Source organism: Robiginitalea sp. (genome assembly GCF_049588695.1).
Classification (GTDB): Bacteria; Bacteroidota; Bacteroidia; order Flavobacteriales; family Flavobacteriaceae; genus Robiginitalea.
The window spans coordinates 1-4,588 of the sequence record NZ_JBAVZJ010000604.1 but is presented as its reverse complement, the minus strand read 5'-3'; the positions used below and the strand labels follow the sequence as shown (position 1 = coordinate 4,588).

Sequence of the window (4,588 nt, the reverse complement as noted above, 5' to 3'; positions counted from 1 at the left end):
AAGGCGGGTATCGCCCCGAATTGGGTAGTCGTCAGGGCGCCTGCAGCATTTGCTTTGCGGACCATTTCCATTAGAAATTCAAAATTGCCCATGACTTCTGAAGGATCTTCCAATGCGGAAAGCAGATAGAGCAGACAGCCGATAAACGCATCACCGGCCCCCGTAGTGTCCACCGCATCAACGGCAATACTCGGGATGATCCCATGGCGGGTGCCTGTGCTGAGATAGGTTCCTTCCCTGCCCAGTGTTATCACAATGGTTTCCGTGCCCAGGTTGTGTAGGACTGTACACGCTTCGGTAAGGTCTTCTTTCCCGCTGAGAAGCTGAGCCTCTTCAAGTGAAAATTTACACAGATGCGATTTTTCGATAAATGGAATACATTTTTTGATAAATCCCCCTTCCCTGCGCTTCCATAAATCCTGCCTGAAATTCGGGTCAAAACTGATAAAGGCGCGTTCGGTCAGGCCGTCGAAGAAGTAATGTCCGTATGCAGATTCCAAAGGGCCGCCAAGCAGGGCTGTAGCAGCGCCGAGATGCAACATATTCCCTTTGAATTCAGATTTGATTTTTGGGAGGTACTTCAGTTCCCGATCGGCCCCCCGGCTAAAGACAAAATCCCGCTCCCCATTTTCAGCAATGGAAACAAAGGCCAGGGTAGTGAAGGTATCTGTTTTCTGAAGGTGCCGGGTATCTACCGAACTCTCGATAAGAATCTGTTCCAGGAAATTTCCAAAGGGGTCATCTCCAATACAGCCAATAAAAGTGCTGCTTCCCCCTAGTTTAGAAATAGCACAAGCTACATTGGCCGGTGCTCCCCCTGCTTTTTTTGTAAAAACAGAAGCTTTCCTGAGGTCGCTTCCCTGATTTTCTGCTACAAAGTCGATAAGCAGTTCCCCTATGCAAAAGATTTTCTTCATAGTATTTTTTCTTTGGATGTGCCCCGAAGTCCCCCCTGCAGAATTCCTTTTTTACAATAAAACGACTGCCTAGTATCGCTTGCCTATGAGAATACCAACACGCGGATAGACGTCACTTTGGCCGTCTCCGCTGCTAAAATTTCTGCCAAGCCCGAAAAACACCTCGGCAATCCAATTTCTCTTTGTGATAAACTTACTCCCAACGGCCAAACCCAATCCCGCGCCGAATTTTGTATCTGACTCAAAGGTACGCTCTGAAAAAAAGCCGGCATTGCCTTCCACGAAAAAACCTGAAGCGCGCTTATTGCCAAAATACAATCGGTAATACGGGATGGTTCCAAAGCGATAATCAATGGAATTATCCAGGGCAAACCCCAGGGCTATTCCAAATGCGGAATCGTCTCCCAGGATACGCTCATAGGTAATTTCACCAAACCCCCCCAGTAAATACGCCGCATTGATTTTAAGTTCGTTGTCCCCGGGATAGTCCTGGATGTCTTCCTGGGCCTGAAGGCAGAATCCCTGAGAAATCAGGAGTAAGAAAAATAAAACAAAACACTTCATAAAGGGCTGTTTAAGACCGGTATGGGGCACTATCCCTATTTGCAAAAACTGATGGTTTGAATGGTTTGCCTCGATGTGAATCAGGAAACAAGAGATTACGTCAATTACCGTTTATGAAAAGTAGTCAGAAAACGGTTTTAAGCCAAAAAAAGCAGGATAAATCTCCCTGGTGTTTTTTGCAAATCGACGAGCCGTCGTACCTTTCGGACAAAGTACTTGATGGGAGTACTACGTTTTAGATGCAGGTTATCACAAAGAAAATGAGAACACTGGTTTTTGGGGACATCCATGGAGGCTTGCGCGCTTTGAAAGAAGTGTTGGAAAAAACGAATCCTGCCCCGGAAGACCTTTTGGTATTTCTCGGTGATTATGTAGATGGCTGGAGTGATGCGGCGGAAACCCTGGATTTTTTAATCGAACTGAAGAAGGGGCAAAGATGCCTGTTCCTTCGGGGAAACCACGATCAGCTATGTCTCCAATGGTTAACCTTGGGAGCAGAAAACCCCCTCTGGCTGCAGGCTGGCGGGCTTATGACCCAACAATCCTATAAAGGCGTGGGAACCGCTACGCGAAAGCAGCATATACGTTTTCTGGAATCGCTGGAAGATTACCATCGGGACCAGGACAACCGTTTGTATGTCCACGCGGGATTCACGAATCCCAAAGGGGTCGTGCACGAATACTTTCCCAAAAACTTTTACTGGGATCGAACGTTGTGGGAAATGGCGCTGTCTTTGGATCCCGGACTTTCAAAAGAGGATAGATTCTATCCCACCCGACTGAAGCAGTATAGAGAGATTTTTATAGGACATACCGCCCTTACAAAAATTGGGATTACAACACCACACAAGGCTGGAAATGTTTGGAATATAGATACCGGGGCGGCTCATAGGGGTCCACTATCTGCCCTGGAAGTACAAACCAAAAAGTTCTGGCAGTCGGAGCCGGTGTACCAGCTCTATCCCGGAGAGGTCGGGAGGAACTGAGTTTTCTTCCCAAGCAACCTTCCACAGAACTTCGTATAAAACCAGGGGACTTACTGCAAAATGAGTTCAGGGCAATCTCTCATTTTCGCCAGTCATACAAGGATGTATGCCGCTTATACAAATCCGTTATGAGGTCTTTGAAAAAATTAGGAATTTGCCGTAAAACCGCTTTGAGAGGCCCAATATTTCTTTTTAGCTGAAAAGATTCGTACTCCTACTACAGAGGGCTTTCCATCAAAGGGGATTTTATTTTGGATTAGTTTGGTTAGTTTTTAAAAATCCGTTTTGACCCTCTAAGCAGTCAGAACGGATTTTTTATGTTGTGGTCGGTCGGTTTCAGAAGTCGTCTTGGAAATGACTTCACCTTCGAAAAAACCAGGACTTTACATTGCCCCTTTGGAAACGATCTTGTTACAGGTCGAATTTAATACCCTGTGCAAGTGGAAGGCCTGTACTGTAATTGATCGTATTGGTCTGCCTGCGCATATAGATTTTCCAGGCATCTGAACCCGACTCACGTCCGCCCCCGGTTTCTTTTTCGCCTCCGAAGGCCCCACCTATTTCAGCTCCTGATGTCCCGATGTTCACATTGGCGATTCCACAATCGCTTCCGGCAGCAGACAAAAACGTCTCTGCCTCCCGGAGGCTATTGGTCATAATGGCTGAGGAGAGTCCTTGCTTCACTCCATTTTGCTGGGCAATGGCATTTTGGACTTCTCCCGTGTACTTTAGAAGATATAGTATGGGTGCAAAAGTTTCATCCTGTACAATCTCAAAGTGATTTTCAGCCTCGGCTATAGCTGGTTTTACATAGCAACCACTCTCGTAGCCCTCACCTTCCAGAACCCCTCCGGGCACGAGGAGATTCCCTCCTTCAGCGACCACTTTCTCCAGGGCTTTGGAATACATCTCTACGGCGTCCTTGTCGATCAGGGGCCCTACATGGTTGTTTTCATCCAGGGGGTTGCCAATTTTCAACTGTTTGTACGCTGCTACCAGGGCATCCCGCACCTGATCGTAAATGGATTCGTGAATTATGAGCCTTCTTGTAGAGGTACAGCGTTGGCCACAAGTCCCTACAGCCCCGAAGACCGCCCCGATAATCGTCATTTTGATATCGGCTTCCGGCGTCACAATAATGGCGTTGTTTCCCCCGAGTTCCAAAAGGCTTTTCCCAAGGCGTGCAGCAACGGCCTGAGCCACTATTTTACCCATTCGGATAGATCCTGTGGCAGAAACAAGTGGGATTCGGGTATCGTGGGACATGAATTCCCCGACCCTGTAATCCCCATTGATAAGGCACGAAATTCCTTCCGGCATTCCGTTGGCATGAAAAACTTCTGCAGCGATTTTCTGACAGGCGACACCGCATAAAGGGGCTTTTTCAGAGGGTTTCCAAACGCAGACATCCCCGCATACCCAAGCAAGGGCCGTATTCCAACTCCAAACGGCAACCGGGAAATTAAATGCAGAAATTATCCCGACAACCCCCAGTGGATGGTATTGCTCGTACATGCGATGCTCAGGGCGCTCAGAGTGCATGGTCAACCCGTGCAGCTGCCGTGAGAGCCCTACTGCAAAATCACAGATATCGATCATCTCCTGCACTTCGCCCAGTCCCTCCTGATAGGATTTTCCCATTTCATAGGAAACCAGTTTGCCCAGGGGTTCTTTGAGTTCCCGAAGTCGCTCTCCGAATTGCCGAACGATTTCTCCTCGTTTCGGGGCTGTGACAGTACGCCATATTTTGAAGGCTTCAGTGGCGGTGGTCATGACCTTTTCGTAATCTTCCTTAGTTGTGGATTGCACTTTACCAATCAGGGTGTTGTCCGCCGGAGAGTACGATTCGAGGATTTCCCCATTTGCGAACTGGGATTTCCCAGTGGATGTTCCCGGGTTCAAGTCTTCAATTCCAAGGGTTTTTAAAGCCTGGTCCATTCCAAAATCAAGTGCCACTTCTGCCATAATTCGGTGTGTTTAAAATGTATTGTGAAATTGCTGCAAAATTACAAAATCTCTTGGGGGTAGCCGCAGGAGCATTGTAAAACTTTTTTGAGGATTCGAAATACTTCCGACGAAGTCCGGGGCAGGTTATTGTCCGCTTATATTTGTGTCAGGAGC

At 47.6% G+C, this 4,588-nt stretch carries 4 protein-coding genes; 1 reads left to right on the top strand and 3 read right to left on the bottom strand.

The features are described from left to right. Positions 1 to 917 (bottom strand): carbohydrate kinase family protein (locus WBV75_RS13830; protein ID WP_424121170.1); only part of this gene is annotated, 917 nt, incomplete at its 3' end. A 69-nt stretch (positions 918 to 986) separates the two neighbouring features. Further along, positions 987 to 1,481 (bottom strand): hypothetical protein, encoded by a 495-nt coding sequence (locus tag WBV75_RS13825; RefSeq protein ID WP_424121169.1) that lies wholly within the window; start codon positions 1,479 to 1,481, stop codon positions 987 to 989. Positions 1,482 to 1,741: 260 nt separating this feature from the next. Here WBV75_RS13825 and WBV75_RS13820 point away from each other — a divergent pair, with 260 nt between their 5' ends. Continuing rightward, entirely contained in the window at positions 1,742 to 2,467 is a 726-nt protein-coding gene (locus WBV75_RS13820) for a metallophosphoesterase family protein (protein ID WP_424121168.1), read from the top strand. Between the two features lie 411 nt (positions 2,468 to 2,878). Here the strand turns inward: WBV75_RS13820 and WBV75_RS13815 are convergent, their stop codons facing one another. After that, complete coding sequence (locus WBV75_RS13815) at positions 2,879 to 4,432, bottom strand: aldehyde dehydrogenase family protein (RefSeq protein ID WP_424121167.1); 1,554 nt, start codon at positions 4,430 to 4,432, stop codon at positions 2,879 to 2,881. Positions 4,433 to 4,588 lie beyond the last annotated feature (156 nt).